At 31.1% G+C, this 25,068-nt stretch carries 26 protein-coding genes and 1 pseudogene; 21 read left to right on the top strand and 6 right to left on the bottom strand.

Translation table 11 applies throughout. The features are described 5' to 3' along the window. Window positions 1–31 precede the first annotated feature (31 nt). Window positions 32–430, bottom strand: coding sequence for a YolD-like family protein (locus tag LIX58_RS05750; protein ID WP_154838181.1), 399 nt, complete (start codon window positions 428–430; stop codon window positions 32–34). A gap of 485 nt (window positions 431–915) precedes the next feature. On the opposite strand from LIX58_RS05750, the pseudogene isaB reads away from it, so the two are divergent. Next, window positions 916–1,344 (top strand): annotated as a pseudogene (gene isaB, locus LIX58_RS05755) (immunodominant staphylococcal antigen IsaB family protein); the annotation flags it as partial. Between the two features lie 96 nt (window positions 1,345–1,440). Here isaB and LIX58_RS05760 read toward each other — a convergent pair. Continuing rightward, the gene (locus tag LIX58_RS05760) at window positions 1,441–2,313 is read right to left on the bottom strand and encodes a hypothetical protein (RefSeq protein ID WP_154838149.1); all 873 of its coding nucleotides are present in this window, start codon (window positions 2,311–2,313) and stop codon (window positions 1,441–1,443) included. A gap of 603 nt (window positions 2,314–2,916) precedes the next feature. Here LIX58_RS05760 and arcA point away from each other — a divergent pair. Both arcA and LIX58_RS05770 read left to right on the top strand, forming a co-directional pair. Next, window positions 2,917–4,152, top strand: a complete 1,236-nt coding sequence (gene arcA, locus LIX58_RS05765) for an arginine deiminase (protein ID WP_226386161.1) — start codon at window positions 2,917–2,919, stop codon at window positions 4,150–4,152. Between the two features lie 408 nt (window positions 4,153–4,560). After that, complete coding sequence (locus tag LIX58_RS05770; protein ID WP_226386162.1) at window positions 4,561–5,265, top strand: alpha/beta hydrolase; 705 nt, start codon at window positions 4,561–4,563, stop codon at window positions 5,263–5,265. A 55-nt stretch (window positions 5,266–5,320) separates the two neighbouring features. Here LIX58_RS05770 and LIX58_RS05775 read toward each other — a convergent pair whose 3' ends face one another. Further along, complete coding sequence (locus LIX58_RS05775) at window positions 5,321–5,602, bottom strand: DUF4870 domain-containing protein (protein WP_226386278.1); 282 nt, start codon at window positions 5,600–5,602, stop codon at window positions 5,321–5,323. Window positions 5,603–5,858: 256 nt separating this feature from the next. On the opposite strand from LIX58_RS05775, the gene LIX58_RS05780 reads away from it, so the two are divergent. The 4 genes from LIX58_RS05780 (at window position 5,859) to LIX58_RS05795 (ending at window position 8,112) form a co-directional block, all read left to right on the top strand. Continuing rightward, window positions 5,859–6,017, top strand: a complete 159-nt coding sequence (locus tag LIX58_RS05780) for a hypothetical protein (protein WP_226386163.1) — start codon at window positions 5,859–5,861, stop codon at window positions 6,015–6,017. 21 nt (window positions 6,018–6,038) lie between these two features. Next, window positions 6,039–6,818, top strand: coding sequence for a helix-turn-helix transcriptional regulator (locus LIX58_RS05785; RefSeq protein ID WP_226386164.1), 780 nt, complete (start codon window positions 6,039–6,041; stop codon window positions 6,816–6,818). 62 nt (window positions 6,819–6,880) lie between these two features. Next, window positions 6,881–7,033, top strand: coding sequence for a hypothetical protein (locus tag LIX58_RS05790; protein ID WP_168210240.1), 153 nt, complete (start codon window positions 6,881–6,883; stop codon window positions 7,031–7,033). 263 nt (window positions 7,034–7,296) lie between these two features. After that, window positions 7,297–8,112, top strand: coding sequence for a poly-gamma-glutamate hydrolase family protein (locus tag LIX58_RS05795; RefSeq protein WP_226386165.1), 816 nt, complete (start codon window positions 7,297–7,299; stop codon window positions 8,110–8,112). 48 nt (window positions 8,113–8,160) lie between these two features. On the opposite strand, the gene LIX58_RS05800 is transcribed toward LIX58_RS05795, so the two are convergent. Next, entirely contained in the window at window positions 8,161–8,460 is a 300-nt protein-coding gene (locus LIX58_RS05800; RefSeq protein ID WP_126565728.1) for an SdpI family protein, read from the bottom strand. Between the two features lie 235 nt (window positions 8,461–8,695). On the opposite strand from LIX58_RS05800, the gene LIX58_RS05805 reads away from it, so the two are divergent. Then, on the top strand, window positions 8,696–9,787 hold the full coding sequence (locus LIX58_RS05805) for a CapA family protein (protein ID WP_413470813.1): 1,092 nt from the start codon (window positions 8,696–8,698) through the stop codon (window positions 9,785–9,787). 118 nt (window positions 9,788–9,905) lie between these two features. Here LIX58_RS05805 and LIX58_RS05810 read toward each other — a convergent pair whose 3' ends face one another. Beyond that, window positions 9,906–11,546, bottom strand: a complete 1,641-nt coding sequence (locus LIX58_RS05810) for an alpha-keto acid decarboxylase family protein (RefSeq protein WP_126565726.1) — start codon at window positions 11,544–11,546, stop codon at window positions 9,906–9,908. Between the two features lie 148 nt (window positions 11,547–11,694). Between LIX58_RS05810 and LIX58_RS05815 the strand changes: the two genes are divergently transcribed. Then, window positions 11,695–12,144, top strand: a complete 450-nt coding sequence (locus LIX58_RS05815; RefSeq protein ID WP_126565725.1) for a MarR family winged helix-turn-helix transcriptional regulator — start codon at window positions 11,695–11,697, stop codon at window positions 12,142–12,144. A gap of 73 nt (window positions 12,145–12,217) precedes the next feature. On the opposite strand, the gene LIX58_RS05820 is transcribed toward LIX58_RS05815, so the two are convergent. Beyond that, entirely contained in the window at window positions 12,218–12,844 is a 627-nt protein-coding gene (locus LIX58_RS05820) for an FMN-dependent NADH-azoreductase (RefSeq protein ID WP_154838145.1), read from the bottom strand. 221 nt (window positions 12,845–13,065) lie between these two features. On the opposite strand from LIX58_RS05820, the gene LIX58_RS05825 reads away from it, so the two are divergent. The 12 genes from LIX58_RS05825 to LIX58_RS05880 all read left to right on the top strand — a co-directional run bounded on the left by LIX58_RS05825 (window position 13,066) and on the right by LIX58_RS05880 (window position 25,061). Further along, window positions 13,066–13,167 carry an SE2200 family small protein gene (locus LIX58_RS05825; protein ID WP_126565723.1) on the top strand — a complete coding sequence of 34 codons (102 nt, stop codon included), beginning with the start codon at window positions 13,066–13,068 and terminating at the stop codon, window positions 13,165–13,167. Between the two features lie 525 nt (window positions 13,168–13,692). Beyond that, window positions 13,693–14,355 carry a Wzz/FepE/Etk N-terminal domain-containing protein gene (locus LIX58_RS05830; protein WP_154838143.1) on the top strand — a complete coding sequence of 221 codons (663 nt, stop codon included), beginning with the start codon at window positions 13,693–13,695 and terminating at the stop codon, window positions 14,353–14,355. 11 nt (window positions 14,356–14,366) lie between these two features. After that, complete coding sequence (locus tag LIX58_RS05835; RefSeq protein ID WP_154838141.1) at window positions 14,367–15,065, top strand: polysaccharide biosynthesis tyrosine autokinase; 699 nt, start codon at window positions 14,367–14,369, stop codon at window positions 15,063–15,065. Window position 15,066: 1 nt separating this feature from the next. After that, window positions 15,067–15,834 (top strand): tyrosine-protein phosphatase, encoded by a 768-nt coding sequence (locus LIX58_RS05840; protein ID WP_126565720.1) that lies wholly within the window; start codon window positions 15,067–15,069, stop codon window positions 15,832–15,834. 33 nt (window positions 15,835–15,867) lie between these two features. After that, a complete protein-coding gene (locus LIX58_RS05845; RefSeq protein ID WP_126565719.1) occupies window positions 15,868–17,667 on the top strand; it encodes a polysaccharide biosynthesis protein in 1,800 nt (599 codons plus the stop codon). A 10-nt stretch (window positions 17,668–17,677) separates the two neighbouring features. After that, window positions 17,678–18,700, top strand: coding sequence for a nucleoside-diphosphate sugar epimerase/dehydratase (locus tag LIX58_RS05850; protein WP_126565718.1), 1,023 nt, complete (start codon window positions 17,678–17,680; stop codon window positions 18,698–18,700). Between the two features lie 11 nt (window positions 18,701–18,711). Beyond that, complete coding sequence (locus tag LIX58_RS05855) at window positions 18,712–19,821, top strand: NAD-dependent epimerase/dehydratase family protein (RefSeq protein WP_126565717.1); 1,110 nt, start codon at window positions 18,712–18,714, stop codon at window positions 19,819–19,821. Between the two features lie 3 nt (window positions 19,822–19,824). Further along, window positions 19,825–20,952, top strand: coding sequence for a non-hydrolyzing UDP-N-acetylglucosamine 2-epimerase (gene wecB, locus LIX58_RS05860; protein WP_154838139.1), 1,128 nt, complete (start codon window positions 19,825–19,827; stop codon window positions 20,950–20,952). Further along, entirely contained in the window at window positions 20,949–21,572 is a 624-nt protein-coding gene (locus LIX58_RS05865; RefSeq protein ID WP_126565715.1) for a CatB-related O-acetyltransferase, read from the top strand. The genes wecB and LIX58_RS05865 overlap by 4 nt, the downstream gene beginning before the upstream one ends. 10 nt (window positions 21,573–21,582) lie before the next feature. Continuing rightward, the gene (locus LIX58_RS05870; RefSeq protein ID WP_154838137.1) at window positions 21,583–22,695 is read left to right on the top strand and encodes a glycosyltransferase; all 1,113 of its coding nucleotides are present in this window, start codon (window positions 21,583–21,585) and stop codon (window positions 22,693–22,695) included. A gap of 16 nt (window positions 22,696–22,711) precedes the next feature. After that, window positions 22,712–23,872, top strand: a complete 1,161-nt coding sequence (locus LIX58_RS05875) for an O-antigen ligase family protein (protein WP_126565713.1) — start codon at window positions 22,712–22,714, stop codon at window positions 23,870–23,872. Continuing rightward, window positions 23,865–25,061 carry a capsular biosynthesis protein gene (locus LIX58_RS05880; RefSeq protein ID WP_126565712.1) on the top strand — a complete coding sequence of 399 codons (1,197 nt, stop codon included), beginning with the start codon at window positions 23,865–23,867 and terminating at the stop codon, window positions 25,059–25,061. Before LIX58_RS05875 ends, LIX58_RS05880 begins: the two co-directional genes overlap by 8 nt. Window positions 25,062–25,068: the final 7 nt, after the last annotated feature.

Below are 25,068 nucleotides of genomic sequence, written 5' to 3' on the forward strand. Positions count from 1 at the left end.
ATCATAGACATTGCTGTTTTTCATTTAGTGGTTATTCCACATTACAAATAACTCCAAATTCGAGTTTCATGGTTTGGGTGCCATTTTCATTACTAATAGTAATGCATTGGTTTAACATATCAATGCGATGAATGTATGCTGCAATTGAATGGATATAGCCATTTCTCCAATAACTAATCATAGCAAGTTGGCGTTGCGTGTATTTCTGAGTTAACTGACGATTCAAAGTATCCAGCTGATCTTCTGACAGGGAGGGCATACTGATTTTATTCTGTTCTTCAATAAATTCACGTAAACGCTCGTATTGTTCAGGCATTGTCGTAAACGGCGCCCACTTTACCATACCTCGACCTTGGGGGATATTAGGGTCTAGGTACTCTCTAGGAATTTTCCGATAATCTGTTTCATTTTTGTATTGTTCTGGAATCATTTTAACCACCTCATTGTTATTATAGAACATATGTTCGCATATTTGAAGAGGTTTCCTATACTATAAATAAATGTTATATATTTTCTAGAATATAATGAATTTTTATTTGAAAATAAAAAAATAAGGTCATAAGTCTAACAAAGGGGAAGTAAACTTATGACCTGTAGTCATTACATAATATAACTTTTTGTGAAGGAGTTAATGGGGATATTACTCCTACATTTAGTATAGCACAACTTATATAAAAAAATATTGTTTTCATTATGGAATTTAATAAAATGATATAACTAAGTATTTGGTTTCCATTTTCAAAAATAATAAAAATTGTCTAAATATGAGTTATGGAGTACTATATTGAGTAGTTAAAGAGAGAGAAGGCGAAAGTGATGAAAAAAACAACAAAAACTTTAGTAGCAACAACGTTGGCATTCGGTACGTTATTTGGTATGGGTGCAACTGGTGAAGTGACGTAACATACTGCGCACGCAGCAACTTCAGCATATTACAACTATAATGGTTATGCCGGGCATGATGTGTCATTCGTATTAGACAAAAACTTCAAAAATGCAGTTAAAGCTGAAAATGTAACGTTTAACGGTATTAAATTAAAAAATACAAATTCTACAAAAAATGTTAAGAAATACGATCAATATTTCAGAAATGTATTTAAAGATGGTAAGACAGCATCTTTACTTGATATGAAAGTAACAGGTCATATGTCACTTGTACAACTGAACAAATTATATGGCAAAGACTTACAAAAAATTGATAACGGTAAAAACAATACTACTGGAATTTATTTCTACCAACCTAATCAAAATGGTATGACGGTATGGTTTGATTTAAATAAAGGTAAAGTTGACCGTGTAGTGATGGGTTATAGTACAACTCAACAAGCTATGAAAAAGAACTAGAATATAAGGAAGAGACAAATCTAGGGTGGATTAAACCGCCATTAGATTTGTCTTTTTTAATTCCATAAATAATGCGTGGAAAATGCATATTTAATGTTATTTTTTATTGCCGTAATGACCTACATTATGCGTATTGTGATCGATCACTTTACCAGTAGTTTTGTTGACATAAATGACTGATGCACCATTGCTTCCTTGTTCCGCGTATACTACAGGAACGTAACCTTTAGGTAAATCGCTATAGCGTGATACATTTTTATCCACTTTAAGACCCATACTATTTTCTATTTGTATGCTATGGCTATTGAAGTATTGTTTCGCAACACTCATAATTTCAACATCAGAAAGTTGTCTTTTATGGTTAAAATTGCTTGAGTTATGAATGTTATGGTCAATAATTTTACCAGTTGTTTTATTGATGTAAATGGCTGATAAACCGTTTACGCCTTGTTCACCATACATGACTGGAATATAACCTTTAGGCAGATCGTTATAAAGGAATGTCTCTTTATCCACTTTAACGCCTACGCTTTTATTTAATTTAATTTGATGAACATTAAAATATTGTTTCGCAATATTTACTAATTCAGCGTTAGAAAGTGGTCTGTTTTTATCATAATTACCGATATTATGCGTGTTGCGATCGATGATTTTACCAGTTGTTTTATTAACATAAACTGCTGCTGAACTATTAGCGCCTCTTTCAGCGTAGATAACAGGAACATAACCTTTAGGTAAATCAGTATAAAGAGAAGGGTTTTTAACTACTTTAATACCAAAACTGTTGTCTGTTTCAATGTGACGTTGTTTAAAATATTGTCTAACGATGTTTTCGAGTTGAGTATTTGATAATTGTGTTTGTGTAGCATGTGCTTCGTTTGAATGAATTGTTTCAGTTGGATATCCAGCTCCTAATACAGTTCCAAGTGCAATAACAGATGACAAAGTAATTTTAGTGAATTTGTGCATAGTCAAATCTCCTTTATATAATTTAAATAGTAGGTCTTTTGAAAAGTATTACTATTTGATTACAATGTTACATTTGTATTACAAAAAGTGCAATATTACTTCCGTTTAGTTTGTGTAAAATTTGTTAAATGTTAAATAAATCTAAATTTGAACTAACCGTTCATGAAATGGATAAGTAATTACATGCAAATGACACTGATTTCGTCGCATGATAAAGCACACAATATATAATATAAGTTATTTTGTTATAAATATACGAATTAATGCATAATATTTTTGGTGGAATTATAAATTAATCTTCTTTATACTTATTTATGAAATACTGTTAAATAAGTATTTCTAATATTTTCATTTTCAAAAAGAAACTTAAAAATCGGGAATGATTATATATACAAAATATTGAATAAAAAATTTCTAGTGCAAATAGTAATAGGCAGATGAATGAAATATACACAGTTAATACTATGTAAAACTGTATATTCTAATGAACAGGCATATTGAATAGTCAAAAAGTATGAAAATTGATAATACGAAATAAATCATATATACAAAAATGAAAGCGCTTTATAACTTGGTTGTAGATAAATAAAGGAGGAAATGGATATGACGCAAGGACCAATTCAAGTAAATAGTGAAATCGGTAAATTAACAACAGTGTTGTTAAAACGACCTGGTAAAGAGTTAGAAAATTTAGTGCCAGATCACTTAAGTGGGTTGTTATTCGATGATATTCCTTATTTAAAAGTAGCGCAAGAAGAGCATGATAAGTTCGCGCAAACACTTAGAGATGAAGGCGTGGAAGTTGTTTATTTAGAAAAACTTGCAGCTGAAGCGATTGCGGATAAAGCGGTACGCGAACAATTTATTGACGACATTTTAGCAGAATCTCAAAAAACGATTCTAGGTCATGAAGAGGAAATTAAAAAATATTTCGACACATTATCAGATCAAGAACTAATCTATAAAATTATGGCTGGTATTCGTAAAGAAGAAATTAAATTAGAAACAACACATTTAGTGGAATATTTAGATGATCGATACCCCTTCTATTTAGACCCTATGCCAAATTTGTATTTCACACGTGACCCTCAAGCATCTGTAGGTAGAGGAATGACAATTAATCGTATGTATTGGAGAGCACGTCGTAGAGAATCACTGTTCTTCACATATATTTTAAAACATCATCCACGTTTTAAAGATGCAGATATACCTGTATGGTTAGATCGTCATTCACCATTCAATATCGAAGGTGGCGATCAATTAATTTTATCTAAAGAGGCATTAGCGATCGGTATTTCTGAACGTACGTCAGCACAAGCCATCGAACGTTTGGCTCGCAACATTTTCAAAGATGAGTCTACAACATTCAAGAAAGTCATTGCGATAGAGATTCCGAATAGTCGTTCATTTATGCACTTAGATACGGTATTTACAATGATTGACTATGATAAATTCACAGTGCATGCAGCTATCTTTAAGGAAGAAAATAATATGAACATCTTTACCATTGAATATGATGAAGCGAAAGATGATATCAAAATTACACAATCACATCAGTTACGTGAGACATTGGCGGATGTATTAGGTGTCGATCACATCGAATTTATTCCAACTGGTAATGGAGACGTCATTGATGGTGCCCGTGAACAATGGAATGACGCTTCAAACACATTATGCATTCGTCCAGGAGTAGTTGTAACGTATGACCGCAACTATGTATCTAATCAACTGTTACGTGATAAAGGAATTAAAGTAATTGAAATTACGGGTAGTGAGTTAGTGCGTGGACGTGGGGGTCCGAGATGTATGAGCCAACCATTATTTAGAGAAGACATTTAGGGAAAAGGGCAAGGGCTATATTATACCTCGGATCAATTTACCTATATATTTGGTTGTCATCGGGAAATGTTTTGCGTGAAACATTCAATGAAGAAGGTGACGCAACTGTTTCATATGCTAAGTGATTTGTCTGGGGTTTCACGTGAAACAACGAGGAGATATTGTGAGTACGTTAGGAATGTGGAAAGTGTTAATCTACCAAAATCTTTCTAAATCTAAATTATTATTTTAGACGTTAGTATGGGGTTACTAGCGTCTTTTTTATTTAGGCGTTTTAAGATTATCATTAATGGTAAAAAAGTGTAAAATAGTGATAATACTCTAGTTTATATTGAAGGGAAGAGAAGCAACATGGCGTTAATGACTATTAATTATAAATCTCCGACGATTGGGATGAATTAATCATTTGTGGCGATTATTCCTGAGGATGATACCTTTTTTAATCGTTCACAATCTGCGAAGCCATTAAAGACGTTATTGTTATTACACGGTTTATCGAGCGATGCGACATCTTATACGCGTTTTACAAGTATTGAGCGTTATGCTGAAGAACATCAATTGGCAGTGATTATGCCGAATGCGGACCATAGTGGATATGCTAATATGACGTATGGTCATAGTTATTATGATTATATTTTGGAAATTTACAATTATGCGCATCAAGTTTTTCCATTATCTACTAAGCGTGAAGACAACTTCATAGCAGGTCATTCGATGGGTGGTTATGGCACGATGAAATTCGTTTTGACACAGAGTGAGTTATTTTCAAAGGCAGCACCATTGTCAGCTGTATTCGAGGCGCAAGGGTTAATAGATCTTGAGTGGACAGACTTCTCACCACAAGCGGTCACTGGGCAAGATACAACCTTTAAAGGAACTGAATTAGATACATATCATCTAGTAGATGAAGCGGTTGAAAATGGGGTCGACCTACCGCAACTATTGATTCAATGTGGTACCGAAGATTTCTTATACGATGATAATCAACAGTTTATGAAATATTTAGATGACAAAGGCATTAAATATCAATATGAAGAAGGCCCTGGCGATCATGACTATGCATTCTGGGATAAAGCGATTAAGCGCACAATTGAATGGTTAGTAGAAGAATAATGCTAGAAAAAACCCTCTAATGTGAGACGACTTCACATTAGAGGGTTAACTTTATCTATTTAATAAGTTGTAAACTAAATGGCACGACGTAATCTTCACCTTTATTCATGGCAATAATGCCTAAAATGCAATAAATCAAGCTTGCGATGGCAACAACAAATAATGCCAAGTAACCGATTAACACAATAATTAAGATGTAACTCGCGATACCATAAATAGCGTAACTAATCGCGTAATTAAAGTAATTCTTGCCTTGTTGGTTAATATACTCAGATTCCTCTTTTTTCATTAACCAAATCACCAAAGGACCGATAAAACTTGTTAATAAAGATAGGATTCATATTAACATTGCCATGTTTCTATCATTCTGTGATACGTCGCCAAATGCATGAGGGTTTTTAGACTGGTTTTGCAAATTCATTATTCAATTCCCAACTTTCTACGTGTTTTGAACTTCTTGACCTTAGTATATCCAATGTGTACGACAATTTTTGTCATTTTCACTAAATATGCATCTTACATTTTTTAAAGAGTTATAGTTTAATTAAATAGAATTATTAAAGAACACTTTTTGAAAATGAAGGGGCGATATCATGGCAAAAGCGACAGATATGCTTGATTTATATTTTAGATTCATGTCAGGCGAACGCTTTACTAAAACACAAATTGGAGAAATTATTGGTAAGAAATCAGATCGTACAGTACAACGTTACATAGCGAGCTTGAATGACTTTTTTGATACAAGACAATAAATAGAACACTTAAGAATAGTCATGAATCAGACTGATCGTAAATATGAAATGACACGTTTACAGAATGAAACATTTGATGATACGCAAATCTTAGCAATCTTAAAAATACTGATTTCAACAAGAGGATTATCTGAAGAGGAAATACATCTAATTATTAATAACTTAACGAATCATATTACTGAAGAGAATCAACGTATTATTGAAAAAGCGATTCAATCTGAATTAGTTCATTATGAACCTATGAATCACGGTGAGCCATTATTAAATAAATTATGGGAGATTAACTTACTCATTCAACAGAATAAAACGATTAAATTTGAATATTTTAATGCAATGAACCAAGGACGTATTCATACAATTAAGCCGATGTATATTACATTTTCTGAACTTTATTTTTACTTAGTAGGTGTGAATGATAAGGAACAAGTACTCATTTTCAGAATAGATCGTATTCAAGATTATATGAAAGTTGAAGATAAATTTAAGGAACCTAATTCACCTTATTTTAGAGAGGGTGCCTTGAAGCAGCGTATTTATTTCATGTATGGTGGCGAATGGAAGAAGGTCAGCTTTGAATTTAATGGAGGCATTATTGAATCAGTGTTAGATAGATTTCCTACTGCTCGCTTATTGAAAAAGGACTACGCAAACAATCGCTTTGTAGTTGAAATCGAAGTCATAGGTGATGGTATCTTAATGTGGCTATTATCACAAGGTGCACGAGTGAAAGTCATCTCACCTAATAGTTTGAAAGAAAAACATATAGCAGAAGTGAAAAGGATTATGGCTAACTATGAATAGACAAAAATTGTCTGTGTAGTGGGTTATGATATGTAACAAATAAGTCGAGCGGAGGCGTTCTCATGATTAAATTAGATAACAAAGCTAAGAAAATAGCAATTAAAGCTTTATTAAAACCATCATTTTTAAGAAGTCCCGAAGAACACGCCATGGCTATGATATATAGTCGCACTATATGGATGAAAATACATAAAGGTAAAAAGTATTTAATGTAATTGTTCGTTCATAATTAAATTGTAAATACTAAATTCAACTATTTGAAATAATAAGTCTTAAGGATGATTTCAAATAGGAGAATACTTTCTATATTAATTAATGAAGATATGGATGTGTATGACATTTAATTTACGGCTATTGTCCAAATTTAATTATTAATTGTAGAAGGGAAATGTTTAATTTGAGAATGAAAGGTGCACGCAATTTCTCGTATTTGAAGAATTGGGTAATCTTGGTAGTCAGTTTATTGGTGGTAGTGTTAGTGGTTGGCCTTTTTCATAAGGAAGCGGAAGCTATAGAGGAGGGGCATCAAGGTGTGCCACATAAAGAGGAGACTAAGCACAAGTTACCTCATCCTCTTAATCATGAAAATGAAAAGGGGAAAGAGGAGAATATCAATTTGGAGCCCGCTACACCGATTGTGCCAAAGATTCCACATAAAGACCATTTCCATTCAATGACGCAGCTCTTTGCGAATAGCCAGGAAGGTGTCGATTGGAAGAAAGAGATTAAGAGAGTAGGCAGTAATGTCATCATTGTTGCGCCTCGCGGGGGTAATATTGAAAAGGGCACAACCGAATTAACAAAAATGGTGGCGAACCATAATCATTATGACTATTATTCGTTCACTGTCTTAAATCAACAGAATCCTGAAAAATTTCATGTGACTTCTTCGCATTATAATGATCCTACATTACTGAATATGGTAAAATCAAAAGATTTTGCTGTATCAATTCATGGTGCGAAAGGTGATAAACCGATCATTTATTTAGGTGGATTAGATACAGAATTAAAAGAAGCGATAAAACAACAGTTATTAAAGCAACATTTTACAGTGAAAATTGCGCCATCTTACCTTGGTGGCGATTTGAAACAAAATTTTGTGAATCGCGATTTTAAAGATAAAGGCGTGCAATTAGAATTGACAACTGCGTTTAGAAAGTCACTTTTTATTAATGAAAATATGTCACCGAAATCTAGAGCAAATAAGCAGAACTGGTCACCAGTGATGTATAAATTCTCAGAAGCATTGGATAAAGCAATTAAACAAGTGGACGATTCAGGTAGGGATAGATAATAAACAAGGCTGCCAGCAGGGCAGTCTTGTTTTAAATTAGTTTGAAAACTATAGCTTTTTTTCTACTTTAAAATAAATGATAAATAAATACCAAACCATAATAACAATTTCAATTATTAATAAAACATAAAAAAGATTATTTCTATCAAAAATTCCACTCACAATAACTATTGATAAATACTTCAAGGTATATTTAGAAAATAAAATTTGAGCTTTCATCCAATTTTCATCATTTGCTAATGCTTTTTTAGTACGATATCCATATAATAAATTTCTTTCTTTTGGCGGAGAATTTTTGAAAATATAGCCAAAAATTCCCATCATAATACCTAGTGGCAATAATAACATTATGTAAACTCCATTTATTTATCGATTTTTCTTAATTATAACATTTCATCATTTATATTAAATTGAATATAAAATGTAACTGTTTTAAAATTAATAAATAGTATTATATAGATAAACTTTAAAATATTGTTCTGAATATAAAAGGTGCTTTATTTCTATTTCATCAAGAAAGAGGCGTTTTCAATTGTTCAAGTATTACTTTAGTTGCATTGCTCTTTTTTTAATTTTTGTGGTAATGGGTGGCATGGCATTAGCGACCGATACTAGTGAGAAAGCATCGGTTGTGGCAGTCGGTGATAATCTTATTCATCCCGTAGTTTATAATGATGCGCAACGCCAAGATGGCACTTTTGATTTTACTCCGATGTATGAACACGTTAAGAAGGACATTCAACAACCTGATTTAGCTTTTGTGAATCAAGAATCTCCGCTTGGTGGAGATGATCGTCCGTTTTCAGGGTTTAAGCAGTTTAATACGCCAAGTCAAATTGCCCATGACGTTATAAGTACTGGCTTTGATATAGTTAACGGTGCGAATAATCATACGCTCGATCAAGGTGATGATGGTGTTCATAATCATATTCAAACTTGGAAGCATTATAAAGATAAGTCTTTGTTCACTGGCATTTATGATTCAGAAAAGGAAGCACAAGATATACATACGATAACATCAAATGGTATTAAAGTGAGTGTGCTAAGTTACACATATGGTACGAATGATATGACGTCGCAATATCCTTATACAGTTAAAACGTTTGATGAACAAACGATTAAACGTGATGTACGCAAAGCTAAGAAAGAAAGCGATGTTGTCATGGTATCAGCGCATTGGGGTAACGAGAATCACTTACAACCAAATAAAACACAACAAAAGTATGCGCAACTCTTCGCTAATGAAGGTGTCGATATCGTGATAGGTACACATCCCCATGTGATACAACCTGTTGAATGGGTTAAAAGTCAGACTTCCCATCATAAAACACTTGTGGCTTATTCATTAGGTAATTTTCTGAATGGGCAATATGGAGGCAATGAAAATAACCAATTGTTAGGACGTATTAATTTCGATATTGTGAAGACGCCTAAAGATGTGCATGTAGATCATGTAACGTGGACGAGTATGGTTAATCACTATGAGCAAGCTAATCCTTACAATAAAAACACACGACAGAACTTCCGTATCTACAATTTAGATGATTATAATGACCAACTTGTCCGAAAACATGGTTTACAAAATGACCCGCAAAGCGAATGGAATATTCATCATCTACAAGATATCACTAAACAGGTGATTGATAATCAATTATTAAATGAAAAAAGCATTTAAGACAACACGCAATTACTTCACAGAAACACAAAAAAGCTAATGTGCAGAAACTTATCTCTACACATTAGCTTTTCTTCTTTTAAGCGCTCAATTAGACACTCGCCCCACGCGCTTCTAACTATTTATTTTGTTCTGCGAAAGCTTTTGAGATGTCACGTAATTTTTCTGGTGCATCATCCCAATTCATTCTAACTTCAGTGAAATGCATTTGATCAGGTGCATCATTAATTTCGTCAAACACGCGTTTCAAGTCATTTGATGTTTTAACATCATGCACTGCAACATTATCTCCGCCAAATACTTTAGGTAACGCTTTGTAATCCCACATACGAATATCGTTGTAAGGCTCTTCCATACCATGAATTAAGCGTTCAACTGTGTATCCGTCATTATTAATAACGAAGATGATTGGTTTAATATTGTGACGAATCATTGTTGATAATTCTTGAACGGTTAATTGTAATGAACCATCGCCAATTAATAAGATGTTACGACGTGACGCGTCAGCCATTTGAGTACCTAGTGTTGATGGTAATGTGTAGCCAATTGAGCCCCATAACGGTTGACCGATAAATGACATACCTTGAGGTAAAGCTAATTCGTATGACCCAAAGAATGATGTACCTTGTTCAGCGATTAGGATGTCATCGCCACCAATGAATTCTTGCATCATTTTGAAGTATGTCTCTTGTGTTAAAGCATCGTCAGTTAAATCATAATTGCCTTCTTCTGCTTTTTTAAAAGTAGGGAACGTACCGTCATAATGATAATCTATATTACTTAAATCAGCCAATAAATTAGGTAATGTGACATCTTCTTCAACAATATTGTCTAATTTGAAATGACGGTGGTTAAGCATTACCACTTCATCAATATTAAACTCATAAGCGAAACCTGCAGTCGCTGAATCTGTTAATTTAGCCCCAATATTTAAAATCGCATCGCTGTTATTTACATAATCTTTAATATCTTCGTCAGCAATTTTACCGTCAAAGATGCCAATGTAGTGTTCATTTTCTTCATTAAAAGCACCTTTACCTAATGATAATTGCACAACTGGAATATTCGTTTTATTTACAAATTGTTCTAATTCATCATGTAAATGGAAACTATTAATTTCATGACCTGCGATAATGACAGGTTGTTTCGCGTTATTTAATTTATCTGCAACCATATCTACATAGCGACTTAAATCTTGTTTAGGAGTTAATGCCACTTCATATGGTTTGCTAATTTCAATTTCTTCCATTGCAACATCGATTGGTAAGTGAATGTGAACAGGACGACGTTCGCGAATCGCTGCATTAATCACTCTAGGAATTTCGATTGTCGCATTCTCAGGTGTAATGTACGCTTGCGCTGTAGTAATAGGTTCAAACATTTTGCGATAACTATCAAATTTGCCTTCACCAAGTGAGTGGTGAACGTATTTGCCAGCATTTTCAACTGCTCTTGTAGGCGCACCAGTTAAAGCGATAACAGGAACACGCTCTGCATATGAACCTGCGATACCGTTCACTGCACTTAATTCACCTACACCAAATGTAGTAACAAGGACGCCAAGTCCATGAATACGTGCATAACCATCTGCTGCATAACTACCATTTAATTCGTTTGTAGTGCCAATCCATTCCACGCCATCATGACGTACAATGTCATCTAAGAAAGCTAAGTTGAAATCTCCAGGCACACCAAATATTTTATCTACCCCTGCTGCATGTACTGAATCCATTAAATATTGTCCTACACGTCGTTTCATATTCATTCCACCTTTTTCTATATTTAGAATACACTTACACTATAATCTGTACTTAAATTAAAGTCAATAAACTTGACCTTTTAATGACCTTTTTCTGAAAATTGTTTATAATATGGATAATAATTCCCAATACAAAGGAAAGAAGTCTATGGATAGTAATAAAAAAGATTATGAACATATGTTGTTTTATTTCGCATACAAGACATTCATTACCACGGCTGATGAAATTATTGAAAAGTATGGCATGAGTCGACAACACCATCGATTTTTGTTTTTCATAAATAAATTGCCTGGCATTACAATTAAACAATTATTGAAAACATTGGAAATTTCAAAACAGGGTTCACATGCGACATTGCGCAAATTAAAAGAAGAAGGGTTAATCATTGAACAAACTTCAGAAGAAGATCGTCGCGTTAAACAATTATTTCCGACGCCAAAAGGAAGTAAGTTAATTGATAAATTAAACAAAGCGCAAGATGATTTGATGCAAAGCACCTTTCAAAAAGTAGGGCACGACTGGTACGCCATTATGGAAGAACTGTCTAACCGTCGCGAAGGCTTCCAAGGCATCCAACACTTAAAAAATGAAGAATGACTTTGAATACTAGATGAAATAATAAGGGCGAGAAACTAGATTAATTTCAGTTTCTCGCCTTTAGTTATAATAATTAGAATGTTTTAGCTAATTCTTTAGCTTCAGCAATTGATGCTGCTTTAATTTCTTCAGTTTTCTCAGGTTCAGCATTATGACCTTCAATGATAATTGTTTCATATGAAGGAACGCCTAAGAATGTCATAATATTTCTTAAGTAGCGATCACCACTTTCAACTTCAGCGGCTGGGCCTTCTGTGTAATAACCACCACGTGATTGAATGTGTAATGCTTTTTTATCAGTTAAAAGACCTTGAGGACCTTCAGCTGTATATTTGAAAGTTTTACCAGCAATTGAAATCGCATCAATATATGCTTTCAATACAGGAGGGAATGATAAGTTCCACATTGGTGATACAAATACATATTTATCAGCTGCTAAAAACTCATCTAGAATTTCACTTAAACGATTCACTTTTTGTTGTTCATCACTAGTTAATTCATCACCGTTACGTAATTTACCCCAACCAGTTAATACATCTTTATCAATCATAGGAATATCTTCTTTGAATAAGTCGATGTGTTTTACTTCATCATTAAAATGGTTCTCTTTGTAAGCATCAGTAAATGCTTTACCAGCAGCCATAGAATTAGAAGCTAATTCATCTAAAGGGTGTGCTATAATATATAATAATTTAGTCATAATAGTTCTCCTACAAATAATTATTTCGAAATCGATATAATTAATATATTCGATTTTTAAATTATTACAATACTTTCATAAAAAAATCAGTCCAATGGGGTATGTAATTCTTTTAGGCATCTTTAAAAAAGATACTAAGTAAGTGTATAATAGAGATATATTTAGATTCACTACATAAAGAAGAGATCTAATTAGTGTAGAACCTTAAAGGAGTGATAGACATGAGAGGATTACTAATTACATTAGTTTTAGGTGTAGCTGCATTTGTCGGTTTCAAGAAATATCAAAATAAAGTTAATGAAATGCCTAATATTGAATATTAAAAATAATGAGTCAAGATATTTTCATATGGAAAATGTCTTGGCTTTTTATATTTTGTGAAATATACATATTATTTATTAAATTTAGTGTAATAGAAAAATTATTAACTGAATTAAAGCGTGTATATATTTCTAAAAAGTCAAATTAATTTTATTTATATATATTGAAATAATTAATGATTTTCTTTTAAAACGACACATGATGACCGGGCAATATTATATAATGACGGGAGGTACTTATCCAATTATTCCACTCGGATTAATTGGATAAATAAAATGGAGGTTTAGTGAAATACGAAAATTTACATGATATTTACACAATTTTAAATGTTATTTCTAAAACTTTAGATAAGATGAACTGTAATGTTTTTTTAATTGCATTATAATATTAAATTAGAAAATTAATAATTGATTAAATTTCTAAAGTGAAAATCTCAATATAATACACTTTTATATTTTTGAAATTATGTTGTAAAAACATATATATAAATATAAAATTAATATCGAAATCAATCATTGGAGGTAAATATGGAAAATTCACTGGATTTATCAAAATTTATAGATGCTATTAAAAATAATTGGAAACTACTTGTAATTCTTCCGATTATTTTTATGCTTATCAGTTTATTAATTACTTTATTTTTAATGAAACCCGAGTATGAAGCAAATACTCAAGTATTAGTTAACCAAAAAGATAAAAGTAATGAATATATGGCGCAAGAAGTTCAAAGTAATTTGCAATTAGTTAATACATACGCTGAAATTTTAAAAAGTCCTCGTATAATCGACGATGTTGCTGAAAAGAATGAAAAATATTCGGCTTCAGACATAAAAGATATGTTAGAGGTTACAACTGGAACTGATACTCAAATTTTAAATATTAATGTTAAAAGTGAAAGCAAAAAAGATGCGGAAACAGTTGCAAATGATATAGCACAAGTTTTTAGTAAAGATATGCCTAAAATTATGAACGTTGATAATGTTTCAGTACTATCAAAAGCTGATGGAACAGCTAAAAAAGTTTCACCAAAACCAGCTCAAAACATTGTTATTGGTTTAGTGCTTGGATTACTTTTAGCGATATTATTAATTGTTGTTAAGCAATTATTTGATAGAAGAATCAGAACAGAAGAAGATGTAACTAGAGAATTAAATATTCCAGTATTAGGATCAATTCAAAAACTGAAATAGGAGTAATTTTTATGGCTAAAAAAATTGAAAAACGTAAAAAACTACAAACACCATTATTTGTTGAAGATAAGCCTAAATCAATTGTAAGTGAAAAGGTTCGAGGAATAAGATCAAATATTATGTTTTCTGGTGTTGAAGAAATTAAAAGTATTATAGTGACATCTGAGAAGCCAGCAGCAGGCAAAAGTATTTTATCAGCGAATATTGCAATCACATATGCACAAGCTGGATATAAAACATTAATAATCGATGGAGATATGCGTAAACCTACTCAACATTATCATTTTGAAACTTCAAATTACGATGGATTATCTAATTTAATAATCGGAAAATCTGATTTTGACAAGGCAATTGGAGCTACAAGAGTTGAAAATTTAGATTTATTGACATCTGGACCAGTACCGCCTAATCCGTCAGAGTTAATTGCATCAAAGCAGTTTGAAAAAATCTTAGAAAAATTAGGATATATATACGATTTTATCTTAATTGACACACCACCGGTAATTTCGGTTACAGATGCTCAAGTTTACCTTAGAAATGTAAGAGACTGTGTTATTATCATCGATTCAGAAAGAAATAATAAAAACGAACTGAAGAAAGCAAAACAACTAATTGATCAAGCTGATGGTCATTTACTAGGTGCTGTGCTTAATAAAACGCCAAAGGATAAATCATCAAGTTATTATTATTATTATGGAGAGGATAATTAAAATGATTGATATACATAATCATATTTTAATTGATGTAGATGATGGTCCTAAAACTAAAGAAGACGCAATAGCTTTATTAAAACAAGCTAAAAGCGAGGGAGTTTCGCATATTTTTGCGACTCCCCATCATCTTAGCCCAGGTTTTGATAATGAATACGGAAATGTCAAAGAAAAACTACAACAACTTTTAGATATGGATGAAGTGAAAAAATTAGGAATAAACCTTTATCCAGGTCAAGAAATAAGAATAAGCGACCAAATAATTCCACAATTAGACAAAGGCGAGGCTATTGGGTTGAATCACTCTAAGTACTTATTAATTGAGCTACCATCAAGAGGCGTTCCACACTATACGAATCGCCTTTTTTTTGAATTACAAGCTAAAGGCTATGTTCCAATAATAGCTCATCCTGAGAGGAATAAAGAAATCAGCCAAAATTTAGATTTGTTATTCGATCTTGTTAATGCCGGTGCATTGAGTCAATTAACTTCCGCATCATTAATTGGTAAACATGGAAAAAAATTACAGAAAATTTCGATGCAAATGATTGAAAATAACTTAACTCATTTTATAGCATCAGATGCTCATCATGAATCTAATAGGCCATTTATTATGAACAGTTTAATGAAAGATAAAAAAATACAAAAATATGAAGAAAACATAAAAGAGTATATGAATAATGCAAAATTTGTAATTAATAATGATGATTTTGCAAAAAAACAACCAACTCAAGATTTTAAGCAAAAAAAATTATTTGGCTTATTTTAATAATTTAGGAAAGTAAGTTAGGGGGATAGATGCGTGGATAAGTTAAGCGCAAGAGGACGTTTACTTATATTAATTTTAATCGATTCATTAATCGTAGCGTTCTCGGTTTTCATTTGTTATAACATTTTAGAACCTTTTTTCGACGGATACTCTAATAAAATTTTGATTCTAACAGCAATTATATTATTAATATCGCATCATGTTTTTGCATATATATTTAATTTATATCACCGAGCTTGGGAATATGCGAGCGTTAATGAATTACTACTTATTGTTGAGGCAGTGACTTGTTCAATTTTAATTACTATGGTTTTAGTGCCTATATTTACTGGCCACCCACCATTCTTCAGATTGTATTTAATAACTTGGATGATGCATTTAATTTTAATTGGTGGTTCACGTATTTCTTGGAGAGTTGCGCGTGGTTTTGTAGTTGGAAAACAAGAAAAGAAAAAGCCTACATTAGTTGTAGGTGCTGGGCGCGGGGGTTCATTATTAATTCGACAAATGTTAAGAAGTCCAGAAATGGGGTTAGAACCCGTTTTAGCGGTTGATGATGATCCTAAAAAGCGTAAATTAACTATAGCTGGAGGAGTTAAAGTACAAGGTACAATTAACGACATTCCTAATTTAGTAAATAGATTTAGAATTAAAAGAATAATTATTGCTATACCTACTCTTAAACCAGAACGTTTAAAAGAAATTAATAATATTTGTAATAGTACTGGTATTGAATTATTTAAAATGCCAAATATTGAACAAGTATTAGCTGGAGAACTCGAAGTTAATCAATTAAAACGAGTTGAGGTTGAAGATTTACTTGGCCGTGAGCCAGTAGAATTGGATATGGCAATGATTTCTAAAGAACTTACTCATAAAACAGTTATGGTTACAGGAGCCGGGGGTTCCATAGGTTCTGAAATATGTCGACAAGTTTGCAAGTTCCAACCAGAAAAAATTATTTTATTGGGACACGGAGAAAATAGTATTTATCTTATTCACCAAGAATTAACAAATATGTATAAAGATAAAATTGAAGTTATACCTATTATAGCGGATGTACAAAATGGAGATCGTATTCAAGAAGTAATGGATACATATAAACCATATGCTGTTTATCATGCAGCCGCACATAAACATGTTCCATTGATGGAATACAATCCTATAGAAGCATTCAAAAATAACGTATTAGGTACAAGAAATGTTGCAACTGCAGCTAAAAATGTAGGTGTAAGAAAGTTTGTAATGGTATCGACTGATAAAGCAGTTAATCCGCCAAATGTAATGGGTGCCTCTAAACGTGTAGCAGAAATGGTAGTCCAAAGTTTAAATGCTGAAAAATGTGTAACTGATTTTGTTGCTGTACGTTTCGGAAATGTTTTAGGATCCCGTGGTTCAGTAATTCCTTTATTTAAGAAACAAATTGCTGCAGGCGGACCGGTAACTGTAACACACCCAGATATGACTAGATATTTTATGACTATTCCAGAAGCATCAAGATTAGTACTTCAAGCGGGAGCCTTAGCGAAAGGTGGAGAAGTATTCGTATTAGATATGGGAGAACCAGTTAAAATTGTTGATTTAGCAAGAAACTTAATTAGACTCAGTGGGAAAACTGAAGAAGAAATTCCAATTAAGTTTAGTGGTATCAGACCAGGTGAAAAGATGTATGAAGAATTATTAAACGAAAACGAAATACATCCTGAACAAGTATACGAAAAAATCTACCGTGGTAAAGTAAGGGATTTCTCAAAAGAAGAAGTAGATGCGATTGTTAGTGATTTAGCAAATGACTTTAAAAAAGAAAAAATTATTAAGATAGCTAATGAATAGGAGAGTTAATATGTTTAAAGATAAAGTATTATTAATTACTGGTGGGACAGGATCATTCGGGAACGCTGTTATGGAAAGATTTCTAGACACAGATATTAAAGAAATTAGAGTGTTTTCAAGAGATGAAAAAAAACAAGATGATATGAGAAAGAAATATAATAACCCTAAATTAAAATTTTATTTAGGTGACGTTAGAGATTCTCATAGTGTAGAAACAGCGATGAGAGAAGTTGATTATGTATTTCATGCAGCTGCTCTTAAACAAGTCCCTTCATGCGAATTTTTCCCAATGGAAGCTGTCAAAACAAATATTATCGGTACAGAAAATGTTTTACAAAATGCGATACGTAATAATGTTAAAAAAGTGATTTGTTTATCAACAGATAAAGCTGCCTATCCTATTAATGCAATGGGAATTTCTAAATCAATGATGGAGAAAGTCTTCGTAGCTAAATCTAGAAATGTAGATAGCGATCAAACGTTAATTTGTGGTACGAGATATGGTAATGTGATGGCATCTAGAGGGTCAGTAATTCCATTGTTTATTGATAAAATTAAAGCAGGGGAACCATTAACAGTTACTGATCCAAATATGACTAGATTTTTAATGAGTTTAGAAGAAGCAGTTGAATTAGTTGTCCATGCATTTAAGCATGCTAAAACTGGCGATATTATGGTTCAAAAAGCACCAAGTTCAACTGTAGGAGACTTAGCAGAAGCGCTTCTACAATTATTTGAGGCTGATAATGAAATTAAAATTATCGGAACAAGACATGGTGAGAAAAAAGCAGAAACATTATTAACTAGAGAAGAATATGCTCAATGTGAAGATATGGGGGATTACTTCCGTGTACCAGCAGATTCTAGAGATTTAAACTACAGTAAATATTATGAAAATGGCAGTGAAAAAATTACAGAAGCTTATGAATACAACTCAGATAACACTAACATCTTAACTGTAGAAGAAATTAAAGAAAAATTGTTATCTTTAGAATATGTAAGAACTGAATTAAATAATTATAAAAAAGGTTAGGAGAGTTTATATTGAAAATCGTTATAACAGGCTCAAACGGATTTGTAGGTAAAAACCTTAAAGAAGATTTGAAAGCGACTACGGATAATGAAATTCTTGAAATAAATAGACAAACTAGCTCTGAAGATTTAAAAAAACACTTATTAGAAGCTAATTCAGTAGTACATTTAGCTGGAATTAACCGTCCTCAAAGAGAAGAAGAATTTAAAGAGGGTAACGTAGATTTCTTAAGCAAAGTTTTAGAAATTCTAAAAGAAAACCCGAAAAAACCAGATGTGATTTTATCATCTTCAATTCAAGCTGCTAACGATAATCCGTATGGAAATAGTAAACGACAAGGTGAAGATGTACTTGAACAATTTTCAAAAGAAAATGGTAATAAAGTATTAATTTATCGTTTACCTAATTTATTCGGTAAATGGTGTAAACCAAATTATAACTCAGTCATCGCAACGTTTTGCCATAAAATTGCTAGAGATGAAGAAATTCAAGTTAACGATGAAAATGTAGTTCTCCAATTAAATTATATTGATGATGTTATAAAAGAGTTTAAAAATGCCATTGATGGTCATCCAAATATTGAAGACGGAGAACCAAAAGTACCAAATGTCTTTGAAGTGAAACTAGGTAACATTGCTAAATTATTATATGAGTTTAAAGATATTGCGAATAAAAAATCATTACCTAATACTAAGGAGCCATTTGAGAAAGCATTATATAGTACATATTTAAGTTATCTTCCAGAAGATGGCTTTAGTTATCCATTAAAGATGAATGTTGATAATAGGGGTTCATTTACTGAGATTTTTAAGACGCCTGACAGAGGACAATTTTCAGTAAATATTTCTAAACCTGGCATAGTTAAGGGTAATCATTGGCATCATACTAAAAATGAAAAATTCTTAGTAGTATCTGGAAAAGGTGTAATACGCTTTAGAAAAATTGGAAGTAATGAAATAATTGAATATCATGTTTCTGGCGATAATCTAGAAGTAGTTGATATTCCAGTTGGTTACACACATAATATTGAAAACTTAGGTGATACTGACATGGTAACAATCATGTGGGTAAACGAAATCTTTGATCCAAATAATCCAGACACATACTTTTTGGAGGTCTAAATAATGAAAAAGTTAAAATTAATGACAATTGTTGGTACAAGACCAGAAATTATTAGATTGTCAGCAACAATTAAAGCTTGTGACAAATATTTTAATCAAGTATTAGTGCATACTGGGCAAAACTATGATTATACATTAAATCAAGTGTTCTTTGAGGATTTAGAATTAAGAGAGCCTGATCATTATTTAGAAGCTGTGGGTAGTCATTTAGGCGAAACTATGGGAAATATCTTGGCTAAATCATACGAAGTATTAACTGAGGAACAACCAGATGCATTATTAATTTTAGGTGATACAAATAGTTGTTTAGCAGCAGTATCAGCAAAAAGACTTAAAATTCCTGTATTCCATATGGAAGCAGGTAATAGATGCTTTGACCAAAATGTACCTGAAGAAATTAATCGTAAAATTGTTGACCATGTAAGTGATGTGAACTTACCATACACAGAACATAGTAGACGTTACTTATTGGATGAAGGTTTCCAAAAACAAAATATTTTTGTTACTGGTTCACCTATGAAAGAAGTTTTAGATGAATATGCTTATAAAATTAATGAAAGCGATATTTTAAATAAATTAGAATTAGAATCTCAAAAATACATTTTAGTTTCAGCTCATCGTGAAGAAAATATTGATAATGAGAAAAATTTCTTATCATTAATGAATGCAATTAATGATATTGCTGAAAAATATCAAATTCCAGTTATTTATTCTACACACCCTAGAAGTTGGAAAAAAATTGAGGAAAGAAACTTTAAATTCCATCCATTAGTTAGACAATTAAAACCATTTGGTTTCTTTGATTATAATGCACTTCAAAAAAATGCATTTGTAGTTTTATCTGATAGCGGGACTTTATCTGAAGAATCATCAATTTTAAAATTCCCAGGAGTTTTAATACGTACTTCAACTGAAAGACCCGAAGTACTTGATAAAGGTACAGTAATTGTAGGTGGTATTTCATATGATAACCTTGTTCAATCTGTTGAATTAGCTAAATCTATGCAAGAAAATGATGAACCAATGATTGATGCTATTGATTATAAAGATACGAATGTATCAACTAAAGTGGTAAAAATCATCCAAAGTTACAAAGACATTATTAATCGTAATACTTGGAGAAAATCATGATTAATAAAGTATTAGGTTTATTAAAATCTCCATCTTCAAAAGAAAAAAATATAAGAGTTAATAGATTAGCTTACGTTAAAAATTCAACTTTTGAAGGAAATAATTATATAGACCGATTTTGTAAAATAAGAAATTCATCTATAGGGAAATATAGTTACATTGGTTTTGGTAGTGACTTTAATAATGTAGAGATTGGGAACTATTGCTCAATCTCTTCTGATGTAAAGATGGGCTTAGGAAAGCATCCAGTCGATTATTTCAGTAGTTCACCGGTATTTTATTCGAATAATAATCCTTTTGGAACTAAAGAAGCATATTTAAAATTCGATGAAAATCCTAAAAAAACAATTATTGAACATGATGTTTGGATTGGAGCTAACGTTATTATTCTTGATGGAGTAAGAATCGGAACCGGAGCTATAGTAGCCACAGGCTCTGTAGTTACAAAAGATATTGCTCCTTATGAAGTCGTAGGTGGGGTGCCTGCAAAGATAATAAAAAAAAGATTTGATGAAGATACTATCGCCCAGTTACTTGAAAGCAAATGGTGGACTATGAATCCTAAAACTTTAAAAAACGAAAACTTTACTCTAAATAATTTAAAAGTTTCAAAGGAATAGGAAGAGATTAATGAAAATTTTAAATATAGTATCTAGTAACATTGTTCAAGACCCTAGAATTTTGAAACAAATGGAAACTATTAAAAATATTACTAACACTCATTTAATGGTTGGTATGAATAATAAAAATGTTACTGAAGAGCGTTTAAAAAATTTAGATTTTAAATATAAATTGCTTGGAGAAAAAAGTGATAACAATTCAATCTTTAGTAAATTGTTAAAGAGAATAAATTTTGCCAGAGGAGTTATTAGACAAATTAAAAGATATAAACCTGATGTTATTCATGCAAATGATTTTGACGTATTATTAATGGTTTATTTAAGTGGTTATAAAAAGGCGTATATCATTTTTGATGCGCATGAAATTTATGCAAAAAATTCTTTTATCAATAAATTTTCAATTATTTCTAAAACTGTTGAAATAATTGAAAAGTTCATAATTGATAAAAGAGTAAATTCATTTATAACTGTTAGTCATGCTGCAAAATTATACTATGAAAAAAAAGGCTATAAAAAAACCCCGTATGTTATAACTAATGCGCCTATTATTAAAGAAAATAGGGTTTTTGAGGAAAAAGAAAAGATAAATGAAATAGTATATCAAGGCCAAATAGTAGCTAATAGAGGATATGAAGAATTTGTAAAAGCTGCTACATATCATAGAGATGGACCCTTATATATAGTAAGAGGATTTGGTCCATTAGAGAGTGAGATTAAGCATTTAATTGAAAGTACAAATGCTCATGCTAAAATCGATGATCCTGTTGAAGTGAAAGAATTAGTAGATAAATTAACTGAAAGTGATATCGGTGTAGTACTTACTAAGCCAATATCTATTAATTATGAATATACTGTATCTAATAAAATATTTGAATGTATACATGCTGGTCTTCCAGTGATATTATCCCCTGTAAAAGAGCATCATTATCTCAATAATGAATATAATTTCGGGATAGTTATTGAAGAAGTTACACCACAAAATATTTTTGAAGCAGTTCAAAGCTTAATAAATGATAAAAGTTTGTATAATAAACTAAGAAAAAATGCAATTGAGGCTTCTCAAAAATTGAATTGGCAAAATGAAAGCAAAAAATTAGTTGAATTGTATAGAAAATCAGTTTAGTGAAAGAAGGAGTAGAATGAAATATTTTATGCTATGCTCAATAATAAGTATGAACTTATTTATTGTAGTATCAACTTTATTTAGCCAAGTCTTTCACTTAAATATAATTATGTTGTATTATCCAGTCATGATTTTAGTAACAGTTGGTACTATTGGATATTGTATATTTAATATACTATTATCTAAAAAACTTCCTATTGGAGTAATAGTATTATTAACAATATCTATTCTGATTTTAATAGCGTATTTTGTATCGCCACATAATTCGGAAAGATTATCCAAAAATACTATAAGATTTTTTATATTATGGTGTGTTAGTGCCTCAATAGCTGGTATTTACATTAAAAGTATCTCTAGAAAAAAAGTGGAAAGTTTTTTTAAGATAATATTTATTATTTTTTCAATGACGTTTTTATTTGTAATCTTAATTCCATATTTACTTGGTAAATTACCTACTCCAGTAGTTTTTGGGTTAATGAATTATCAAAATGCGTCATACATATCTGCATTTACTGTTGGATTAGGATGTTATCTTATTTTAAAAGGCGATTTAAAGCACAGAAATTTTTATGTTTTTATGACAATTATTACATTTCCTTCTGTTTTTATCCCTGGAGGTAGAGGAGGAGCAATTCTATTAATACTTTACTCTCTATTAACAATTGTACTTATAACATTTAAAAGAAATATCTCTTTTTATCTTAAAATCGCAATTTACACGGTAGCTTTTTTAGCTAGTGCTGCATTACTAATTTTTGTTAGTAATGGAGATAATAGGACTTTTTCTTATATAAAAAACGGTAGCTTTGATATTAATGGAACTTCTGGCAGAGGACCAATCTATGAAATGAGTTTACATTATATTTCTGAAAAACCATTAATAGGGTATGGCCCATTTAATTATTATCATTTGATTGATAATATACCACACAATATTGTTTTAGAAATGTTATTATCGTATGGATTTCTAGGACTAATAATTTTAGTTTTTCTAATAATTTTAGTTCTTATAAAATTCTTTACTCATTACGATAAAAACTCAATAGACTTATTAGTCGTTTTTATTACTATTTACCCTATAACAATGTTAATGTTTAGTACAAATTATTTAGTAGTGGGTGAATTATGGTTTGCTGTATTTTACTTTTTAACTAAGGAACGGAATCAAAATGTCTAAGAAATTATTTATAATCGACACTTTAAAAACTATTTCAAGTTCGTTATTGATTGCACTAGGCTTACAATTTATTTCTTATCCATTTATTCATAGAATACTTGGTGATAAAAGTTTTGGACAAATACTAACAATATACACAATAATCACTATTAGTAGTGTAGTTCTAGGAAATACGCTTAATAATATTCGATTAATTAATGTCGATTATTATTCCGCTGATTATTACTATTCGAAGTTTCGCAAAGTATTACACATTTCAGTATTAATTGAAACATTAATTTTGTTCATTATTTTTCAATTGTTTTTTAATTTAGGGATTTTAGAAACAATATTAATATTAGTAGTTAACTATTTGATGTGCTTAAGAGTATACTTAAATGTCTTTTTTAGAATGAAGCTTGATTACAATAAAATATTGTATGTTGCTATTATTCAATTTGTAGGTATGATGATTGGACTTTTAATCTTTTTCTTAATTCATTATTGGGTTCTTATATTTTTAGTTAGTGAATCTTTCGCTCTATTATATACATTTTATGAGTTGAGAAAGGTTAAAGCTAAATCTCAAGATTCTAATTCAAAGCCAATAGTAAAAGACTTTATTATGTTATTTAGTACAAATGGCCTAAATAATATTAATTTGTATTTAGATCGTTTAATAATTTTGCCAATTATTGGAGGGAAAGCTGTAACATTAGCCTTTTTAGCAACATTTATTGGGAAAATGTTAGCTACGTTTATGTCTCCAATTAATAATGTACTATTATCTTATATCTCAGTAAATTCTAACTTAAATAAGTTTAAGCAATACGTTAATGTAAACCTCATTAGTTTTGCAGCTATGCTAATAGTATTGATAATAAGTTATCCATTAACTATCTTTGTAGTTTCTAAATTATATCAAACAGATGTAAATAATATTAAAAGCTTTATTATTATAGGAAATTTGGGTGTTTTAATTAATTCAGTTACTATAGCTATACAAGCTCTTAATACGCGATATGCATCAATTACAAAACAAGCTAATTACATAGGTGTGCATACTGTTATTTACATTTTGTTAAGTATATTCTTTACTAATATTTATGGCTTGGCAGGCTTTTTTGGAACAATGCTTATTTTAAATTTAATTAAATTTCTAGTATTAAATACAATTGGTTTTAGAAATGCAAAAAAGAGCACAGTTTAATAAATTT

Source organism: Staphylococcus sp. Marseille-Q1834, assembly GCF_916858875.1.
GTDB classification, from domain to species: Bacteria; Bacillota; Bacilli; order Staphylococcales; family Staphylococcaceae; genus Staphylococcus; species Staphylococcus pragensis.

Coding starts and splice junctions, on each gene's coding strand:
- LIX58_RS05750 (WP_154838181.1), bottom strand. CDS start 430: ATGATTCCAGAACAATACAAAAATGAAACAGATTATCGGAAAATTCCT.
- LIX58_RS05760 (WP_154838149.1), bottom strand. CDS start 2,313: ATGCACAAATTCACTAAAATTACTTTGTCATCTGTTATTGCACTTGGA.
- arcA (WP_226386161.1), top strand. CDS start 2,917: ATGACGCAAGGACCAATTCAAGTAAATAGTGAAATCGGTAAATTAACA.
- LIX58_RS05780 (WP_226386163.1), top strand. CDS start 5,859: ATGGCAAAAGCGACAGATATGCTTGATTTATATTTTAGATTCATGTCA.
- LIX58_RS05785 (WP_226386164.1), top strand. CDS start 6,039: ATGAATCAGACTGATCGTAAATATGAAATGACACGTTTACAGAATGAA.
- LIX58_RS05790 (WP_168210240.1), top strand. CDS start 6,881: ATGATTAAATTAGATAACAAAGCTAAGAAAATAGCAATTAAAGCTTTA.
- LIX58_RS05800 (WP_126565728.1), bottom strand. CDS start 8,460: ATGTTATTATTGCCACTAGGTATTATGATGGGAATTTTTGGCTATATT.
- LIX58_RS05805 (WP_413470813.1), top strand. CDS start 8,696: ATGGGTGGCATGGCATTAGCGACCGATACTAGTGAGAAAGCATCGGTT.
- LIX58_RS05810 (WP_126565726.1), bottom strand. CDS start 11,546: ATGAAACGACGTGTAGGACAATATTTAATGGATTCAGTACATGCAGCA.
- LIX58_RS05815 (WP_126565725.1), top strand. CDS start 11,695: ATGGATAGTAATAAAAAAGATTATGAACATATGTTGTTTTATTTCGCA.
- LIX58_RS05820 (WP_154838145.1), bottom strand. CDS start 12,844: ATGACTAAATTATTATATATTATAGCACACCCTTTAGATGAATTAGCT.
- LIX58_RS05825 (WP_126565723.1), top strand. CDS start 13,066: ATGAGAGGATTACTAATTACATTAGTTTTAGGTGTAGCTGCATTTGTC.
- LIX58_RS05830 (WP_154838143.1), top strand. CDS start 13,693: ATGGAAAATTCACTGGATTTATCAAAATTTATAGATGCTATTAAAAAT.
- LIX58_RS05835 (WP_154838141.1), top strand. CDS start 14,367: ATGGCTAAAAAAATTGAAAAACGTAAAAAACTACAAACACCATTATTT.
- LIX58_RS05840 (WP_126565720.1), top strand. CDS start 15,067: ATGATTGATATACATAATCATATTTTAATTGATGTAGATGATGGTCCT.
- LIX58_RS05850 (WP_126565718.1), top strand. CDS start 17,678: ATGTTTAAAGATAAAGTATTATTAATTACTGGTGGGACAGGATCATTC.
- wecB (WP_154838139.1), top strand. CDS start 19,825: ATGAAAAAGTTAAAATTAATGACAATTGTTGGTACAAGACCAGAAATT.
- LIX58_RS05865 (WP_126565715.1), top strand. CDS start 20,949: ATGATTAATAAAGTATTAGGTTTATTAAAATCTCCATCTTCAAAAGAA.
- LIX58_RS05870 (WP_154838137.1), top strand. CDS start 21,583: ATGAAAATTTTAAATATAGTATCTAGTAACATTGTTCAAGACCCTAGA.
- LIX58_RS05875 (WP_126565713.1), top strand. CDS start 22,712: ATGAAATATTTTATGCTATGCTCAATAATAAGTATGAACTTATTTATT.
- LIX58_RS05880 (WP_126565712.1), top strand. CDS start 23,865: ATGTCTAAGAAATTATTTATAATCGACACTTTAAAAACTATTTCAAGT.